The following is a 16,223-nucleotide window of genomic DNA, read 5'->3' as shown; positions in this document are numbered from 1 at the left end:
GGCACTAAAGTACCGATTCCAAAGAGCTAAGCAGAGTTTTAGAACCCATCCTTTAGGGTGGGCTGAGAGTGGCATGAAAGAAACAACAGTCGGCACTGCAGAAAAAAATTTAGTTTTTTTCACAAGTCACGCTTTAGCGTTAGAAAGTACCGATTCCCAGATTTTCGGAACCTAGGTTTTAACCTAGGCCTTAGTTTTGAAAGACACAAAGCCCGTACTGAAGTACGGGTTCCGAAAAAGCCGCTTAACTTAATGGCATTGGTACTTCAGTACCGGTTCCGAGAAAGCATTAATTTTCTTCACTTACCTGGAAGATATCAAAGTTTTTCCAAATCATCAACACTTATACTCTTTTGGGTGTCAAGAGTGAGATTCAGTATGTCTGATTCTATAATAGTGTTGTCTAAAATGGCATTGATTTTCTGCTCTATTTTTTTCATATTGCACTCTCCGTTATCAAGGAGGGCAAAATCATCGCCAAAAATTCTAAAAACCATAGAGAGGTCAAAACAGTTTTGTAAAGATTTGGCAATTTTCACCAAAACAGTGTCTCCCTCTTTCCATCCGGATTCTTTGTTGTAACGCGAAAAATTTTTCAATCGCAACAGATGCAGCTGTGTGTATTTTTTTTCATAAGAGTTTTGCAACAACATTACATCGAGATAGCTCTGATTGTACAGATCGGTCAGATTGTCCTTGTAAAAATAGGCAAATCGTTCCTTTTCTATATCTGTATGAGGCAACTGATTTATATTTTTGTCTACAACTACATCTTTAAGCGCCTCGAGTGTTGCTTTGACTGCATCCCTGTCGTACTGCACACCGCTGAGACGTTCTATCTCATCGAGTGCTTCTTTGGGTGTTTTTCTGCCTTTGTATATTCTGTTGGTTGTCATGGCATCAAAACAGTCGGCAATCATCATCACTTTTGCAAGAGTGTCAATTTCATTGGCGGCAATGCCTCTTGGGTATCCGCTGCCGTCACATCGCTCATGATGATCACGGACTATATCTGCCAGCTCCTCATACATAGGAATATTTGCCAAAAGTCTGTAGCCGACCTGAGGATGCTCTTGAATCAGTTTATACTCCAGATCATTGAGTTTTTTTGGCTTTAAGAGGACAACATCCGGTGTGACAATCTTGCCGATATCATGCAAAATCCCCGCCTGATAGACTTTTTCGCACTCTTCTTGGGAGAGTCCCATCTTTTGGGCTATCATTTTAGAGTATTTGGCAACTCTTTGGGAATGCCCCGCCGTATAGGTATCTCTCTCTTCTATAAGTTTGACCATTGCCAAAAGAGTTTTTTCATAATTGTCATGCTGAAACTGCATCATAGCACTCAGTTCGGCTGTTTTTTGCTCCACCATACGCTGCAGGGACTTTTTGTACGCTTCATTCTCCTGCATGACTTCGAGTTTTTCACTGACCTTGTAGAGTTCGTAATTCAGTTGTTCATAATCAAAAGGTTTGATTATATAGCCGTCAACCCCTATTTTAATAGCCTGAGACATATAGTCCGAACCGCTGTGTGCGGTTGTTATCAGTATAGCCTGATTCGGATTTATCTCTCTTATTTTTTTAAGCATCTCTATACCGTCCATTTTAGGCATGGACAGATCTGTAATCACGATGTCAAACTGCCCCTTCTTATAGAGCTGTAAACCCTCCAGCCCGTCTTTTGCAGTCGTCACATGTGTAAAAAAATTCTTCAAATACCCCGTGAGTGCAGTTTGCACAGCCATATCATCTTCTACATATAAAACTTTAAATTTTCTTGCCAATGATTGTAATGCTTTTAAATTTATCATACGCTAATCTTATCAAAATTATGCTAATATTAAGAAATAAAAGCTTTCGTTTCAGCTACAAGGCAGAGAAATATGAAAAATTCTGTATTTATCGGGATAGGTGCGAGTGCCGGAGGGTTGCAGGCTTTAAAAGAGCTGTTTCCTCTGCTGCCCACAGACCAGGAGTATGTCTATATAATTGCCCAGCATCTTGACCCGCATAAAAAAAGCGCCCTGGCCGAAATATTAACCGCATATACGGTTATGCCTGTCTCTCTCATCACAAAAGACCAGCAGTTTTTGCCAAACAATGTCTATGTTGTTCCTCCGGGATACAACCTCATCTACACACGCCACCGACTGCTCCTTGAAAAAGCACCCGATACTCCCCATATTCCGACGCCTTCTATCGATGTATTTTTCAAAGCGCTCAGCAGTTACAAAAAAGAAAACTGCCTCGGCATCGTCATCAGCGGGACAGGACATGACGGAACTGCGGGTGTGAGAACCATCAAAGAAAACGGCGGGATCACCGTCGCCCAGTCTCCAAAAGAAGCCCAGTACCAGGAGATGCCGCAATATGCGATTGCAAGCGGTTTCATTGACTATATATTTGAGGTAGAAGAGATCGCCCAAAATCTTGTAAACATCGTGCATACCGCACCCGGACCTTTCATGAAAATTGTAAAGCTTCTCAAAGAAAAAGAGTCCCTTGACATACAAAAGTATAAAAAAGAGACTATTATGAGACGGCTGAACAAACGCATGCTTCTGAATAAATGCGCAACGCTTGAAGAGTATATTGACTATATCAATGCCTATCCGGATGAGTTGCATCTGCTGTATCAAAACATCCTTATCGGGGTTACAGAGTTTTTCAGAGACGAAAAATCATTTGAGGCACTCAAGCAGCATCTTGAAGAGTACCTCTCTGACAAACCCGACAGCTATGATCTGAGAGTCTGGTCTGTTGCCTGCTCTACAGGAGAAGAGGCCTACTCTCTGGCTGTCACCATTGACCAAATCAAAAAAAAGCTCAAAAAAAATTTCGATGTTCATATTTTTGCCACAGACATTGACGAAAAAGCACTTGACATTGCAAAAAAGGGGATCTACTCCAAAAAAGCACTCCAAAAGACTCCAAAGAAAATACGCAAAGAGTATTTTGTTCCCTTGGACGGAGCCTACAAAGTCAAAGAGTCTATTCGTTCTCAGATTATTTTTACAAAACACAATGTTTTATGCGATCCGCCTTTTATCAATCAGGATATTATCAGCTGCAGAAATTTTCTTATCTATATTTTGCCTGAGGTCCAGGAGGATCTTTTTGTCCTCTTTCATTATGCGCTCAAAGAAAAAGGTCTCTTGTTTTTAGGCTCCTCGGAATCAACACTTATGAGCGTTGCCTATTTTAAAACGCTCAACCAGGAGCATAAGATTTACATCAAAGAGCAGCTTGAGAATCCTCCAAGAATCTCTTCGCACTACTTTTCAACACATACACATGCCAAACAGAACCTCTCGGAAGTAAAAACATTTACCCTCAAAGATATCAACATACAAGAAGAGATAACAAATACCATATTTGAACTTTTCTCTTCGGAGTGCATTATCGTCGATACAAATTTCACCATTGTCTACAAACAGGGAAACAACCCTTTTTTAGAGCTTAATGACGGTTTTGTGACTTTGAATATTGTCGAAAACCTGAAAAAAGAGCTGCAGTACAGCGTCAAAAAGATTCTTGATCAGACTGCAAAAAGCGCAAAAGTGCAGAGTACAAAATTTATCGAAGTCAAACTCGGCGAGGACAGGCAGAACTTTGTCAAAGTGATTGCCACTCCTTTTGCGAACAAACATGACGCTGTTTTTATTTTACTCTACTTTCAGGAACTCAATGCCAACAATCTGGAGTTCAACACCAGAGAAATAGTCCTGCCAAACGAATCGTATGTGATAGAAAACCTTACAAACCGGGTGCAGGAACTCCAGGAGGACAATCACGCTCTTTTGGATGAGCTGATGCTTTCCAAAGAGAATATGCAACTGCTCAATGAAGAGCTCCAAAGTGCCAACGAAGAGTTGCAAAGTGCCAACGAAGAGCTCGAAACTTCCAACGAAGAGCTGCAAAGCTCCAATGAAGAGCTGCAGGTATCCATCACAAATGAACAAAAAATGCAAAGGCAGCTCTCTTTGATTTTGAATTCCACGCATGACGGTATCATCGGGCTTGATCTGCAGGGGTGCCATACTTTTGTCAATGAAGCTGCCCTTACAATGCTGGGCTACACAGAGGACGAGCTGCTTGGAAAAAACGCCCACAGAATCTGGCACCATACAAAACCCGACGGCAGCCACTACCCTCTTGATGAGTGTACCCTGCATCTGCATCTCATCAAAGGTATTTCTATCCGTAAAGAGGAACTTTTTTTCAAAAAAGACGGCACTCCTTTTGATGTTGAAGTGCTGCAGAATCCTATTATAGAAGAGGGAAAAGTCAACGGGGCTGTGCTCTCTTTTCATGACATCACACAAAAGAAAAAACTGCTCCAAGAGGCTGAATATGAGCACAAAATGAACGATTTGTATCTCAACTCAACAGAAACAATAGTGCTGATTTTGGATCTTCACGGAAGCGTGCAGATGATAAACAACAGTGGTGCAAAACTGCTCAGGCTGCCAAAAAAGAAGATACTCGGCAAAAACTTCATTCAGCATTTTGTACCAAAATCAATACAGCCGAAGATGCAGAATATTTTTGATGCCATTGTCTCTCAAAAAGCAAAAGCTGCCAAAGAGTACAAAAGCCAACTGGTAGATGCAGAGGGCAACGAGCACACTGTATCATGGCGAAATACCTGCATCAAAGACAAAGACGGCAATATCATCAACATAATAAGTTCCGGTGTAGACATAACCGACCAGGAAACGCTCACAGAAAAGCTTTACGAACAGGAGCATCTTTACAAACTGACTTTTGAAGAGGCAGACATAGGCATAGCGCATGTCTCCCTTGAGGGAAAATGGATAGATACCAATGAATACCTCACAAAACTCCTGGGATACACAAAGCAGGAGTTCAAAAACATGCATGTCTCCGACATCACTTTTGCCCAGGACAGAGATACAGACAGATACATGCTTGAACAACTGCAAAACAATGAAAAAAAATCATACCATATTGAGAAGCGTTATATCCATAAAAACGGCACTGTCATCTGGGTAAGTCTGGCAGTGGTGCTTTTAGTCGACGAACAGAAAAAACCGCTTTATCTGCTCAAAATAATTCGGGACATATCACAACTCAAGCTTTTAATGTACCAGCTGGAAGTCGAAAAGAACAGATTTGAAAAAATGATAGAGTTTACGCCCATTCCTTTGATGCTCTACAATGCAAACGGGGAAATTTTAATGCTCAACAGAATTTTTCAAGAAACCACAGGCTATACCCTCAGCGAAATTCCGACAATCGAAAAAATGCTGAAAAAACTCTTTGTTCACGAAGAGGAAGAAAGTATAAAAAGCATTAGGCAATACTACAAAAACCCTCTAAAAGAGCCCAAACAACAACAGAGTATTACCACAAAATCAAAAGAGCAGAGAGTCGGAGTTTTGCATGCCGTCAAACTTGACGACCAGTACAACGGCAATGAAACCCTGTACCTCATAGCCATTGTTGATATCACCGATATACAGAGAAAAGACGAACTGATGATTTCACAGTCCCGTCAGGCAGCCATGGGCGACATGCTCTCCATGATAGCCCATCAGTGGAGACAGCCTTTGAGTGTGATCTCCATGGTCGCAAACAATATTCAGGTACAGCTTGATCTGCAGGGAAATGTTGATGCAAAATCTCTGCAGGAACTCATTCATACACTCAACGGACAGACGCAATACCTTTCGCACACCATTGATGACTTTAGAAACTTTTTCCAGCCTGACAAAAAGAAAGAGCTTGTCACGGCAGATACTGTTTTGAAAAAACTCACCCATCTTGTTGAAAAATCTTTAGAGAACAATGCCATCACACTCTCCCTTCCGCAAAACAGCGATATTGAATTCTGTACCTATCAAAATCAGCTTCTGCAGGTTCTGATCAATATACTCAACAATGCAAAAGATGCCATTAAAGAGAACACAAGAGAGGGAGGCCGCATCAGTATAGATGTGACAACATCAGAGCAGGAGATTCTCTTTGATATTTGTGACAACGGCGGAGGCATAAAACCGGAAATACTCAAAAAACTCGGAGAGCCCTATGTCACATCAAAATCCAAAAACGGCACAGGACTTGGCATATATATGTCCAAAATTATTGTAGAAAAACATCTTGGGGGAAAACTTTCATGGAAAAGTGATACCGAGGGGAGCTGTTTTTCAATTTTGCTGCCACTGGATACAGTGTGTGAGTCTTAATTTAACCCGGATTATGTTAAAATAACAGGAAATAAGCAAAAGGAATCAAATATGTTTGGATGTAGTGCAAAACTTGAAAAACTTGAAAATGAATATAAAGCAAAGATAGCAGAGATGGAGGCTGAAAACAACAGGCTTTATGATGAAATTCAACAACTGAAAAATCAGCAAAACACCCAAGAGAGCACTTCCGGGATGAAAGATGATGCTTTTGTCAAGCTCATCATAGAGAGCTACAGCAACGGTACACACTTTTTGCAGGGAACCATCGAAGACAATCTCGTTCAACTTGAAGAGATTAACGAGCTCAATGATAAAACAAACAACAGAATGCACAATATTGAAGAACAGACTGCTGAAATCATCTCTACAACAGAAACAATTCAAGAACATGCCAATACTTTGGGAGAAGACTCAAATGCGCTCAATGACAGTGTTATGTCTATCTCAGAAATCATCAATCTCATTAAAGATATTTCAGATCAGACCAACCTGCTCGCACTCAACGCAGCCATAGAAGCTGCCCGTGCCGGTGAGCACGGACGCGGTTTTGCCGTTGTTGCCGATGAGGTAAGAAAACTGGCAGAACGTACACAAAAAGCAACCCAGGAAGTAGAAATTAACATCAACGGACTCAAACAAAACTCCAACTCAATTATAGAAATCGGCAACACTTTTATGAATGAAACATCCAAAGTGATGGAAATAGTCGATGTTTTTAATGAAAATATCCAAAAAGTTGTCGAAAACTCCAATGAGATTAAAAACAGAACACAACGCCTGACAAATGAATTCAATGTCAGTAACGGAAAAATTGACCATATTGCACTCAAAATCAAGGGATACAAAGCAATCCTTGATAAAACAACAACTGATATTCCGGATGAAAACAGCTGTCGGTTTGGCAAGTGGTTTTCAGAAGTGAGCCACACTCTGCTTAAAGGAAACACTCACCTTTCAAGCATTACACAACATCACAAAACAGTGCACCAGGGACTTAAACAAGCGATACAGGAAAATATGCAGGGGAATTTTGATACAGCACTTCAGGTATTGCAAGAGGTCGAACATGCAAGTGAAGTCGGCTTTGAAGAGCTTCTCTCTGCCGTAAAAGAGTCAACAGGCAGATAAAGTCTAAAAGCCTCTTGTATCCAAACCTTTTGTCAAGGAGTCATCCAGTTCAAGGGCATATTCAGGGTTGCGTCTGTGCAGCTCTTTGTCAAGTTTTATGATGATGTCTTTGTTCACATTGGGATGATGACAGATTCTTAAAATCAGTTCCGAATATATTTCAAATTTCGGATGAGCACGCATACCCAGTTTCTGAGGAATTTTTCCGTAATACTTCAGTATCAGTTCAACTGCTTCTTTGAGCTCCTCTGTTGTTGATTTTTTATCTTTTATAACTTCTATCAGCATATTTAAATCAGGCTTCACTTCACGTATACGCAATGGTTTTTTAGAGATTTTTCTCTTTTGCTGTTTTTTTGCATGTAAAAAATAAAAATATAAAAGGACCAAGATGCCAAGCGCTCCGCTCAAGGCAGCCAGAGATTTTATAAGAAGTGTTATATCCATTGCAGCAGCCTTTTTTAAAAGACAAAAGGTATTAAGCGTTTTGTCTTTTTCATATATGCAATATATGCCGGATTATGGCATTGCCACAAACTCTCTTCATAAAACAGTTTTGCCAAAAGCGTCAGCAGCAAAAAAAGGAAAAGCACAAACTCGTAATAGGTAAAATAGATCACGGCGACACCAAACATACTCACCAAGACCGAAAGATACATAGGATGCCTCACGTATGCATATATACCGCCTGTGACCAGTTCACAATTTTCTTTTATATCGGGGCGAATATTAAAGTTTCCTCTTTTATGTTCTCTTATCGCCAAAAGTCCGATGCCTATTCCAAGACAAAGAATCACTAAACCGCTATATAAATGCTGGGTTTTTGAGCCCAAAGGCAAAATCATCAAAAATATAATAAAAAACTGCAAACCGACCAATATCTTACTTTTCATTTACTCTCTTTTTAGAACTCATTATACTGGAAATAACAACAAAAACAAGTGAAAACAAAACTGTTACAAATATAATAGCATATCCCGTCGGCAAATCTAAATAGTATGAACCAAAAAGTGCTAACACAATACTCACAGAACCAAACAGACAGGCAAACACAAAGGGCTTTGTTTTTCTTTGGCTCAACCCTGCAAATGAAGGAGCGATAAGCAGAGCAAACACAACCAGCACACCGGCAGACTGCACAGAAGATGTCACGGTTAACGCAAGCATTGCAAAAAATAAAAACTCTTTTTTTGCACCGCTCATTCTTGGATAAAGCACAAACATAACAAAGGCAATGCCGCTGTATAACAGCAGACTTTTATACAGGTCTTCACTTGAAGTAAAAAGAATATCTGCCGCACTGAGTTTGGAAAAAAGTTCGGTCCCCTCTGCACTTTGCGCAAGTATGAGCATTATAGAAGATATGCCCAAAGCATATAACAATCCTATAAACGCTTCAATCTTTTGTACTTTTTTTGTAGCCCAGGTAATAATTACGGCAGCCAAAAGTGCAAAAAGCAGGGTCATGGCACTTTGATACTGCGAATCCATAAATGCAACACTCAGCGCCATGCCGACAGCGGCAATCTGCCCTATCGCCAGGTCGGTAAAAACAACACCTCTTTTAATAATCTCCAAACCAAATACAGAGTGGATAAACACTAAGGCAACAGCCAGCACAAAAGCCGGCCACAGTAACTCGACTACTGACATATTCTCTTAGCGATTCTGTTATAAAACTCTTGCAGTGTTTTACTGCCGTCAGCCCCTAAGTCATGAGGAATAATCACAACTTTTGCTCCTGTCTTGCCTGCGATGAATTTTGCTGTTTTTTTCTCATGGTAAACATCCTGCAAAATCTTTTGCACACCCTTGTCTCTCATTATATTGATCAATTCCAAAGTGTGTTTTGAGCTCGGAGCAATCCCCGGAAGCGGTTCAATCGTTCCATATATTTTATAGTTGTATCGCTGTAAAAAGTAGTTAAAAAGCGGATGATACTGTACCACTTTTTTATCTTTACATGTATGCATTTTTGCATCAAACTTTTGTAAATAGTTTTGCCAATCATTTGTGAACTTTTTCAAATTTTTTTCATACTCCCCTGCGTGCTGCGGGTCAATTTGCGAAAGTTTTTGGGCTATGGCTTTTGCCATCGGCAGGACAGCATAAGGATCTGTTGTATAGTGAGGATTGCCCTGTGCATGCACATCACCAAAAGCACGTGAAACGGTTGTCGGTACATTTATCAAGTGCACATAGTGAGACAGATCCAAAAAACCTTTGGCTCCGTTTTGAATCTTGGCATTGTTTGCAGCACGTAAAAGCGGAGGCAGCCAGCCAAGCTCCAAACCTGCTCCGTTAATGATGAGCAAATCTGCACGACGGAGTTTTGCGATAAGCGAAGGCTTGGGCACAATAAAATGCGGGTCATACTTCGAACTTCCAAGAACCGTTACATGTACTAAATCTCCTCCTATTTTTTGCGCAATGGCACCGGCTGTTGTATATGTTGTATCTATTTTGACTGTAGCAAACAAAAAGTTTGTGAGTAAAACTGTTAGTAGTATAGTTTTAATGTTTATCATATGTTTCTCCTAATACGAGTGCGCGCCATGTGCACCTGCTGCAATGTTGAGTGAGAGCATTACTTCACTGATGTTTTTTCTCTCACCGGCTATGATTTTTGTTCTGTCGTAAGTATAAGAGAGACGCAGACGTGACATCGGAAATGGTTTATACTCCAGTTCGGCTGTGTACCTGTCCAAATTACCCGTGTCAATGCCCGCATAAGAAGACAGGTCTGTCTCATTTTTTGTAATTGCCCCATAACGCAAACCTGCTGAGTAGTTGTTGTTATACTGATAAATCAGTTCACTGTAAAGTCCTGCCTGTTTATCTGTTCCTGTGCCGACATCTTTGTTTCTGTAAAGATATTCGCTCTGCCAGACAACTGCGCTGTAGCTTCCTAACTGCTCACGCAGTGTCAAATCAAGGCCATAAACATTGGTAGTATTTGCTGTTGTATTTTTCCCGTGGGCGATACTCACACCGCCAAGAACTGACAAATCATCGCCAACATCGACACTTGATTTTATATAGCCGACGTAGAGATTATTTGACTCGGTATCGCCAAAACTTTTGTCATTTGTTCCCTGCATCGCTTCTGCACCCGCCATAATATATGTATCTGTCGGGACAACCCATTGGAATTGCACACCAGGATCACTGATGCCATCGGGACCAAAAAGTGTTTCATAAATAACAGGCTGTGCATCAAAATGCCAGGAGTGCTGGTGTTTTGCATTTATGCGTCCAAAATCACTTTTGAATTTTCCGGCTTTGACTCTTAGCCCATAAGGCAGAGATGTAGTCAGAATATATGCCTCACCTATTTCAAACTCGTTTGGTTGCAGATGAAAATATGCATAGGCCTGAAAATAGGGATCAACTACAGAGTGCATGGCTATTTCTGCATAATTAAGATTAAAGCCTCTGTTTTTGTTAAAGGGCAAAGGCGCCGGTGATATACCATCATCATTTATAAGACCCGGTATCTGAAAATTTTCATAATCACTGTTTTTCACATTCCGACTTACTGCCGACATATTTAAAATCAAAGCGATATCCGGCAAATAGGCATTTTGCGAAAAAGAGGCAGAGGTATTGACACTTTGTGTCACCTGCATCTGCGATTGTTTTGTATTCAAAGCCTCAAATTTCGCTTCTAGTTTTTGCATACTGATTTTTTGTTGTTCCAACTGCTGTTTGAGCGCATCTATATCTGCATCCGCAAATAAAGAGGAGCATACAAGCACAGAGAGACAGAGTCTTTTTTTCATTGTTTATTCTCCAATATTTTAGTAGTAATTTTTATGTTTTTTTTTGAAATCCAAGTTGCACTATTTTGAATCGGTACTTTCTCACGCTAAAGTGTGACTTGTGAAAAAAACCAAATTTTTTTCTGCAGTGCCGACTGCTGTTTCTTTCATGCCACTCTCAGCCCGCACTGAAGTACGGGTTCCGAAAAAGCTGCTTGGATTAAACGGTATTGAATTAGGAGATTTTTGGAGGGGCTCGTGCGTAAAGAGTATTGTGAACCTGCTTTACATGTAACGAGACTAGAGGCGCAACAACAGATTCTTTCAGTATTTCCAGTGCTGTCAGATAATTTATGGCAACAGGGGTATCGGCATGTGACAGGCTTGACTGCACTGTACAGATTTTACAGTCGTTATGCTGTTTCAAATCATTATGATGATGAAAAACACCCATAAAAGTTGCAATAATAAAGATAATACTGAGATATTTTTTGAAAAACTGAGTTATCATAATGAAATTTTATCATAATTATCAGTTGATTAAAAGAAATATTTTACACAGCTTTTACACTTCATTGTTATACTATTGCTATTTTTAATATTAACGGAGGAGCTTGTGAGTAAAAATGTTGTACTGGTATTCGAAGCAAATGATACAGATATAGTAGATATAGAAAACTATATAGCTTCCCGTGGCTATGAAATAAAAAAAATAGATAAAAAAACAAAAAAAGCAGATAAAAATATTATTGAATTTGCAACAGGCTACCATTTCAATCTCAAAACAAAAGAAACTTTTTATCAAAACCAAAAGCTCAAACTGACTAAAAAAGAGAGCCTTTTTTTGAAGCTTCTTCTCCTGAACATGGGACAGGTAGTCACCTTTGAACAGGCCACAAACTATATATGGAACAAAGAAGAGCTGATAACCGAAAACAATTTGCGAACCTTGGTATGGCGGCTCAGAAACAAACTAAAAACTGACATTATCAAAAATAATCAGGGGATTGGTTATTTTATAGAAGCTTAATGATTTTACTATAAACAGATGGTGGACAGCTAGGGATTCGAACCCTAGGTAGATTGCTCTACACCCGCGTTCCAGGCGAGCGCCTTCGACCACTCGGCCAGCTGTCCTTTGTTGTGAGAGCGGTATTATAGCAGAGCTAAGTTTTAATAGTGCTAAAAGTTTGTAATTTTGTATCATAAACAGTATATGACGCATAAGGAAGCGCAATGCCAAAAGCATCTTCGAGTGACAGATTTTGCACAACTGCCATAAAAGTTCTAATAACGCCTGCATGTGTTACAACCAAAATATTTTCAGCTTTTTGTTGCAACACTGTTTCAAAGAAAAATTCTTTTATTCTTTGTATATAAACTCCATAAGGCTCGCCGTCAAGGGCTTTTATCCACTGTGCAAAGTTTTCATATTCTATGCCTTGCGCCCTAATCTCTTCATATCCGAGTCCTTCATGTCTTCCCCATGATTTTTCCCGCAATTTTGATGTATATACTGCTTTTTTTGCCTGAGAGAAGGGTTGTATTGTCTCTTTTGCCCGTCTGAGATCTGAACAGTAGACCAAATCAAATGCTTTACATGTAAAAGCTTTTGCCAGCTTTTTGGCATCCTCATGCCCTTTTTTTGAAAGGCCTATGTCATTATGTCCGTTATATTTGCCGATATATGCCTTTTGCACTTCACTATGGCGGATAAGTGTTATTTTCATACCAAACCGACTATAAGAACATTTAACAGTACAAGTTCTGTCACTTCTATGCAAAAACCGTAAATATCACCCGTAAACCCGCCGTATCGCTTCATAAAAAAATGTTTGCATACAAACAGCACCAATAAAGCAACAAACAGCAAAACAAAACTGTGAAAGAGTATGCTGATTGCTGTAACATATACCACACTTATCAAAAACTGTTTTTGCGAAAACTCTTTTTTTGCCAAGGCACCCATTCCGTTTGCAGAGAGATATGGATAGAGACAGATTGCAGCAACTGCCGTAAAACGTGAAAGCATAAGCACGACAGGTAAAAGATACATCGCATCCAAAGCCGCTACAGAAGATGCCTTGAGCAATAAAAACACTACCGTAAAAATCATACCCATCCCGCCGTTATAGGGGTCTTTCATTACATGTAAAGCTTTTTCTTTGGGAACAAACAAGCCGTCTACAGTGTCTGCGAAACCATCAAGATGCAAGGCACCTGTCACTAAAACCCACAAGGAAAAGACAATGAGGCTACCATGTAAAGGCGGAAAAAAAAGAGTAAGCAACAAAAAAGTACCATACAAAAGCAAACCGAGCAAAAAACCGACAAACGGATAAAACATCACCGCATAGCCGTTTATGCCTTTATAAAAATCATGCACTTTAAAAAAAGGAAGAATGCTGAGCATTGAAACAGCCAGAGTAAAACCTTTGAAGAGTTTGCTCATTTTATCTGTGTACTGATTCCGGCCACAACATGATAGACCTCATCACATTTTTGTGCAAGCATTTGGGAGAGCTTTCCGCTGATATCCACAAACTGACGGGCAAGTTTATTCTCAGGGATAATGCCACAACTCACATCATTCATAACAAACACAATGTCTTGTTTTAATGCTATAACATTCGCCAATTCCGCTTCCATTTCCGTATAACTTTTTTCACGATAGAGCATATTATTGATCCACATACTTACACATTCAACAAGTACCGCACCCTCCTGCAAAGCTATTTTTTCTCTGAGATTTATCGCCTCTTCGACTGTGATGAAATCACTCTTGCGTTGCTGTTGGTGCTGTGCTATACGTTCTTGCATTTCATCATCTATGAATTCAGTCGTTGCCAGATAGACAGGTTTTTTGTCTGAGAGTTGTTTAATGTAATTTTCGGCACTACGGGATTTTCCACTCTTAATGCCGCCTATAAATAATGTTTTCATTTTAAAATTATAGCAGTTTTATAATATTTTTCGATATTATTGCATAAAATAATTTCCGGAAGCGATGCTTTAGCTTCGTCTTTTAGTCTTCAAAACATAAAGCCCGCACTAAAGTACAGGTTCTGGAAAATTAACGAGAGGAGATATAACGTGCTGAGCATTTCAACTTTTTTGCAACTTCTAAAAGAGTCATTCCGTGACCTTTTGCCAATCATACTTGTGATTATGTTCTTCCAGCTTGCCATCATCCAGAGTGTCCCGCCAAACTGGCTGAGCACGTCCATAGGCTTAGGCATCGTCGGTCTGGGGCTTGCAGTATTTTTACTTGGTCTTGAAGTCGGGATTTTTCCTGTAGGAGAAGGGCTTGCGAGTGAATTTGCCCACAAAGGCTCAACCTTTTGGATTTTGATTTTCGGCTTCATGATAGGTTTTGGAACCACCATTGCCGAACCTGCGCTTATCGTCATCGCAGACAAGGCTGCAAGTATCAGTGCAGGACGGATTGACGCTACAGTGCTAAGAACTGTTGTTGCCTTTTCTGTCGGTTTTGCCATTGTTTTAGGGGTATGGCGCATCATTAAAGGGCATCCTATCCACTACTATATCATTGCAGGGTATATCCTGGTTGTCAGCGCAACGGCTTTTGCTCCCCAGGAGATAGTGGGCCTTGCCTATGATTTGGGCGGAGTTACCACATCCACTGTCACCGTTCCGCTTGTTGCCGCCCTTGGTATAGGACTGGCTTCTACCATCAAAGGGCGCAATCCTGTACTTGACGGCTTTGGTCTCATCGCCTTTGCTTCGCTCACACCTATGATATTTGTACAGTTTTACGGTATCGTTGTGTACCAGTTCATAGATGCTTCTGCAACTGTTGTTCCTGCTGTTATCAAAGAGATTGAGACAGTCAACCTGGACTTTAGCGCCATGACAATCTTAAAAGGACTGCTGGGTGTCATCACAGATGTCCTGCCTATTTTGGCGATTATTCTCTTTTTTCAGTACATCATTCTAAAAAAACCCATAGAAAATCTCAAGAACGTGATGATAGGTTTCGGGCTGGTTATTCTGGGGCTTGATGCCTTTATAGTCGGTTTGGAGATGGGACTTTTTTCTGTCGGTGAGACTATGGCATTTGAGCTTACCCGTTATGACAACAACCTTATCATCTACTCTTTTGGTTTTTTTATCGGTTTTTCAACCACCATGGCAGAACCGGCGCTTACAGCAATCGCTAGAAAAGCAAAAGAGGTCAGTGACGGTAAAATCAATGACTTTGTTCTTCGTCTTTTTGTAGCGCTGGGCGTTGCTATAGGAATTGCACTCGGAGCCTACAGAATCGTTACCGGCGGTGAAATAGTCTACTACATCATAAGCGGATATATTTTTGTCATCATTCTCACCTTCTTGGCACCAAAATACATTATTCCCATAGCCTATGACAGCGGCGGAGTCACAACCTCAACCGTTACAGTTCCTCTTGTTGCTGCTCTTGGACTTGGACTGGCAACAAACATAGACGGCAGAGACCCGTTGATAGACGGTTTCGGGCTCATTGCCTTTGCTTCTTTGTTTCCAATGCTTACCGTTATGCTCTATGGTATTATTACAGAAAAAATGGGCGTTAAAGGAGAGCGGGAAAAAGAAGAAATCCATATGGAAGAGTTGCGACATGCACTCGAAGATGTACAGAATATGGAACTCTCAACTATAAGAGTGGACGGTGCAGACGCACTACACCACTCTCCGCATATGAGCTTTTCTGCAGTACATGTAATCGTTCCAAAAGACAAACAGGAAGAGGCAATTATTGCAGCAAGAGATGCGGGTGCAAGAGGGGTAACTATCATGAGTGCACACGGTATGGGGCTTGAACATATGGAAAATTTTTATGACAGACTCCATGCGGGCGCAACTGATGCAAACCTGATGTTTATCACCCAGACAAAAAATGTTGACAAAATTATAAGAGAAATAATAACAAAACTCGACATCACAGGAAACGGCAGAGGGCTTACCTTCGCCTACCCTGTTTCTCACATCAAAGGCCTGCGTCTGAAACTCACTGATTTATAATGCTTTCTCGGAACCGGTACTTTCTATGCTGAAGCATGACTTGTGAAAAAAACTAAGTTTTTTTCTGCAGTGCCGGCTGTTGCAATAGTTTTGCCGCTCT

At 40.5% G+C, this 16,223-nt stretch carries 14 protein-coding genes and 1 tRNA gene; 4 read left to right on the top strand and 11 right to left on the bottom strand.

What is annotated here, in order from left to right; translation table 11 throughout:
• Positions 1-317: 317 nt before the first annotated feature.
• Positions 318-1,814: an HD domain-containing phosphohydrolase gene (locus MLC35_RS00325; protein WP_346389101.1), complete on the bottom strand. Its 1,497-nt coding sequence runs from the start codon at positions 1,812-1,814 to the stop codon at positions 318-320.
• A 72-nt stretch (positions 1,815-1,886) separates the two neighbouring features.
• On the opposite strand from MLC35_RS00325, the gene MLC35_RS00320 reads away from it, so the two are divergent.
• Both MLC35_RS00320 and MLC35_RS00315 read left to right on the top strand, forming a co-directional pair.
• On the top strand, positions 1,887-6,212 hold the full coding sequence (locus tag MLC35_RS00320) for a PAS domain S-box protein (protein ID WP_434637189.1): 4,326 nt from the start codon (positions 1,887-1,889) through the stop codon (positions 6,210-6,212).
• A gap of 51 nt (positions 6,213-6,263) precedes the next feature.
• On the top strand, positions 6,264-7,343 hold the full coding sequence (locus MLC35_RS00315; protein WP_434637187.1) for a methyl-accepting chemotaxis protein: 1,080 nt from the start codon (positions 6,264-6,266) through the stop codon (positions 7,341-7,343).
• A gap of 3 nt (positions 7,344-7,346) precedes the next feature.
• On the opposite strand, the gene MLC35_RS00310 is transcribed toward MLC35_RS00315, so the two are convergent.
• From MLC35_RS00310 to MLC35_RS00285, 6 genes are all read right to left on the bottom strand, one after another.
• The gene (locus MLC35_RS00310; protein WP_151901406.1) at positions 7,347-7,790 is read right to left on the bottom strand and encodes a hypothetical protein; all 444 of its coding nucleotides are present in this window, start codon (positions 7,788-7,790) and stop codon (positions 7,347-7,349) included.
• A gap of 14 nt (positions 7,791-7,804) precedes the next feature.
• Entirely contained in the window at positions 7,805-8,236 is a 432-nt protein-coding gene (locus tag MLC35_RS00305) for a methyltransferase family protein (protein WP_151901407.1), read from the bottom strand.
• On the bottom strand, positions 8,226-8,996 hold the full coding sequence (locus MLC35_RS00300) for a metal ABC transporter permease (protein ID WP_151901408.1): 771 nt from the start codon (positions 8,994-8,996) through the stop codon (positions 8,226-8,228). The genes MLC35_RS00305 and MLC35_RS00300 overlap by 11 nt, the downstream gene beginning before the upstream one ends.
• Positions 8,987-9,871: a metal ABC transporter substrate-binding protein gene (locus MLC35_RS00295; protein WP_434637184.1), complete on the bottom strand. Its 885-nt coding sequence runs from the start codon at positions 9,869-9,871 to the stop codon at positions 8,987-8,989. The genes MLC35_RS00300 and MLC35_RS00295 overlap by 10 nt, the downstream gene beginning before the upstream one ends.
• Before the next feature lie 9 nt (positions 9,872-9,880).
• Complete coding sequence (locus MLC35_RS00290; protein ID WP_434637182.1) at positions 9,881-11,125, bottom strand: hypothetical protein; 1,245 nt, start codon at positions 11,123-11,125, stop codon at positions 9,881-9,883.
• 214 nt (positions 11,126-11,339) lie between these two features.
• Positions 11,340-11,615: a hypothetical protein gene (locus MLC35_RS00285; protein ID WP_151901411.1), complete on the bottom strand. Its 276-nt coding sequence runs from the start codon at positions 11,613-11,615 to the stop codon at positions 11,340-11,342.
• A 105-nt stretch (positions 11,616-11,720) separates the two neighbouring features.
• Between MLC35_RS00285 and MLC35_RS00280 the strand changes: the two genes are divergently transcribed.
• Entirely contained in the window at positions 11,721-12,134 is a 414-nt protein-coding gene (locus MLC35_RS00280; RefSeq protein WP_230973279.1) for a winged helix-turn-helix domain-containing protein, read from the top strand.
• A gap of 19 nt (positions 12,135-12,153) precedes the next feature.
• Here the strand turns inward: MLC35_RS00280 and MLC35_RS00275 are convergent.
• The 4 genes from MLC35_RS00275 to cobU form a co-directional block, all read right to left on the bottom strand.
• Positions 12,154-12,241: transfer RNA gene (locus tag MLC35_RS00275), tRNA-Ser, on the bottom strand.
• Positions 12,242-12,270: 29 nt separating this feature from the next.
• On the bottom strand, positions 12,271-12,834 hold the full coding sequence (locus MLC35_RS00270; protein ID WP_151901413.1) for a histidine phosphatase family protein: 564 nt from the start codon (positions 12,832-12,834) through the stop codon (positions 12,271-12,273).
• Positions 12,831-13,556, bottom strand: a complete 726-nt coding sequence (gene cobS / locus MLC35_RS00265) for an adenosylcobinamide-GDP ribazoletransferase (RefSeq protein ID WP_151901414.1) — start codon at positions 13,554-13,556, stop codon at positions 12,831-12,833. Before cobS ends, MLC35_RS00270 begins: the two co-directional genes overlap by 4 nt.
• Positions 13,553-14,047: a bifunctional adenosylcobinamide kinase/adenosylcobinamide-phosphate guanylyltransferase gene (gene cobU, locus MLC35_RS00260; protein ID WP_346389093.1), complete on the bottom strand. Its 495-nt coding sequence runs from the start codon at positions 14,045-14,047 to the stop codon at positions 13,553-13,555. The genes cobS and cobU overlap by 4 nt, the downstream gene beginning before the upstream one ends.
• A gap of 150 nt (positions 14,048-14,197) precedes the next feature.
• Here cobU and MLC35_RS00255 point away from each other — a divergent pair, with 150 nt between their 5' ends.
• Positions 14,198-16,123 carry a DUF1538 domain-containing protein gene (locus MLC35_RS00255; RefSeq protein WP_434637179.1) on the top strand — a complete coding sequence of 642 codons (1,926 nt, stop codon included), beginning with the start codon at positions 14,198-14,200 and terminating at the stop codon, positions 16,121-16,123.
• Positions 16,124-16,223: the final 100 nt, after the last annotated feature.

The organism is Sulfurimonas sp. NW7, from assembly GCF_051132265.1.
Taxonomy (GTDB): domain Bacteria; phylum Campylobacterota; class Campylobacteria; order Campylobacterales; family Sulfurimonadaceae; genus Sulfurimonas; species Sulfurimonas hydrogeniphila.
This window is presented reverse-complemented; position numbering and strand designations above follow the sequence as displayed.

What these genes read in the sequence shown, in the direction of transcription:
- cobS (WP_151901414.1), bottom strand. Translation starts at nt 13,556, where the DNA reads ATGAGCAAACTCTTCAAAGGTTTTACTCTGGCTGTTTCAATGCTCAGC.
- MLC35_RS00305 (WP_151901407.1), bottom strand. Translation starts at nt 8,236, where the DNA reads ATGAAAAGTAAGATATTGGTCGGTTTGCAGTTTTTTATTATATTTTTG.
- MLC35_RS00290 (WP_434637182.1), bottom strand. Translation starts at nt 11,125, where the DNA reads ATGAAAAAAAGACTCTGTCTCTCTGTGCTTGTATGCTCCTCTTTATTT.
- MLC35_RS00300 (WP_151901408.1), bottom strand. Translation starts at nt 8,996, where the DNA reads ATGTCAGTAGTCGAGTTACTGTGGCCGGCTTTTGTGCTGGCTGTTGCC.
- MLC35_RS00270 (WP_151901413.1), bottom strand. Translation starts at nt 12,834, where the DNA reads ATGAAAATAACACTTATCCGCCATAGTGAAGTGCAAAAGGCATATATC.
- cobU (WP_346389093.1), bottom strand. Translation starts at nt 14,047, where the DNA reads ATGAAAACATTATTTATAGGCGGCATTAAGAGTGGAAAATCCCGTAGT.
- MLC35_RS00320 (WP_434637189.1), top strand. Translation starts at nt 1,887, where the DNA reads ATGAAAAATTCTGTATTTATCGGGATAGGTGCGAGTGCCGGAGGGTTG.
- MLC35_RS00285 (WP_151901411.1), bottom strand. Translation starts at nt 11,615, where the DNA reads ATGATAACTCAGTTTTTCAAAAAATATCTCAGTATTATCTTTATTATT.
- MLC35_RS00325 (WP_346389101.1), bottom strand. Translation starts at nt 1,814, where the DNA reads ATGATAAATTTAAAAGCATTACAATCATTGGCAAGAAAATTTAAAGTT.
- MLC35_RS00315 (WP_434637187.1), top strand. Translation starts at nt 6,264, where the DNA reads ATGTTTGGATGTAGTGCAAAACTTGAAAAACTTGAAAATGAATATAAA.
- MLC35_RS00295 (WP_434637184.1), bottom strand. Translation starts at nt 9,871, where the DNA reads ATGATAAACATTAAAACTATACTACTAACAGTTTTACTCACAAACTTT.
- MLC35_RS00310 (WP_151901406.1), bottom strand. Translation starts at nt 7,790, where the DNA reads ATGGATATAACACTTCTTATAAAATCTCTGGCTGCCTTGAGCGGAGCG.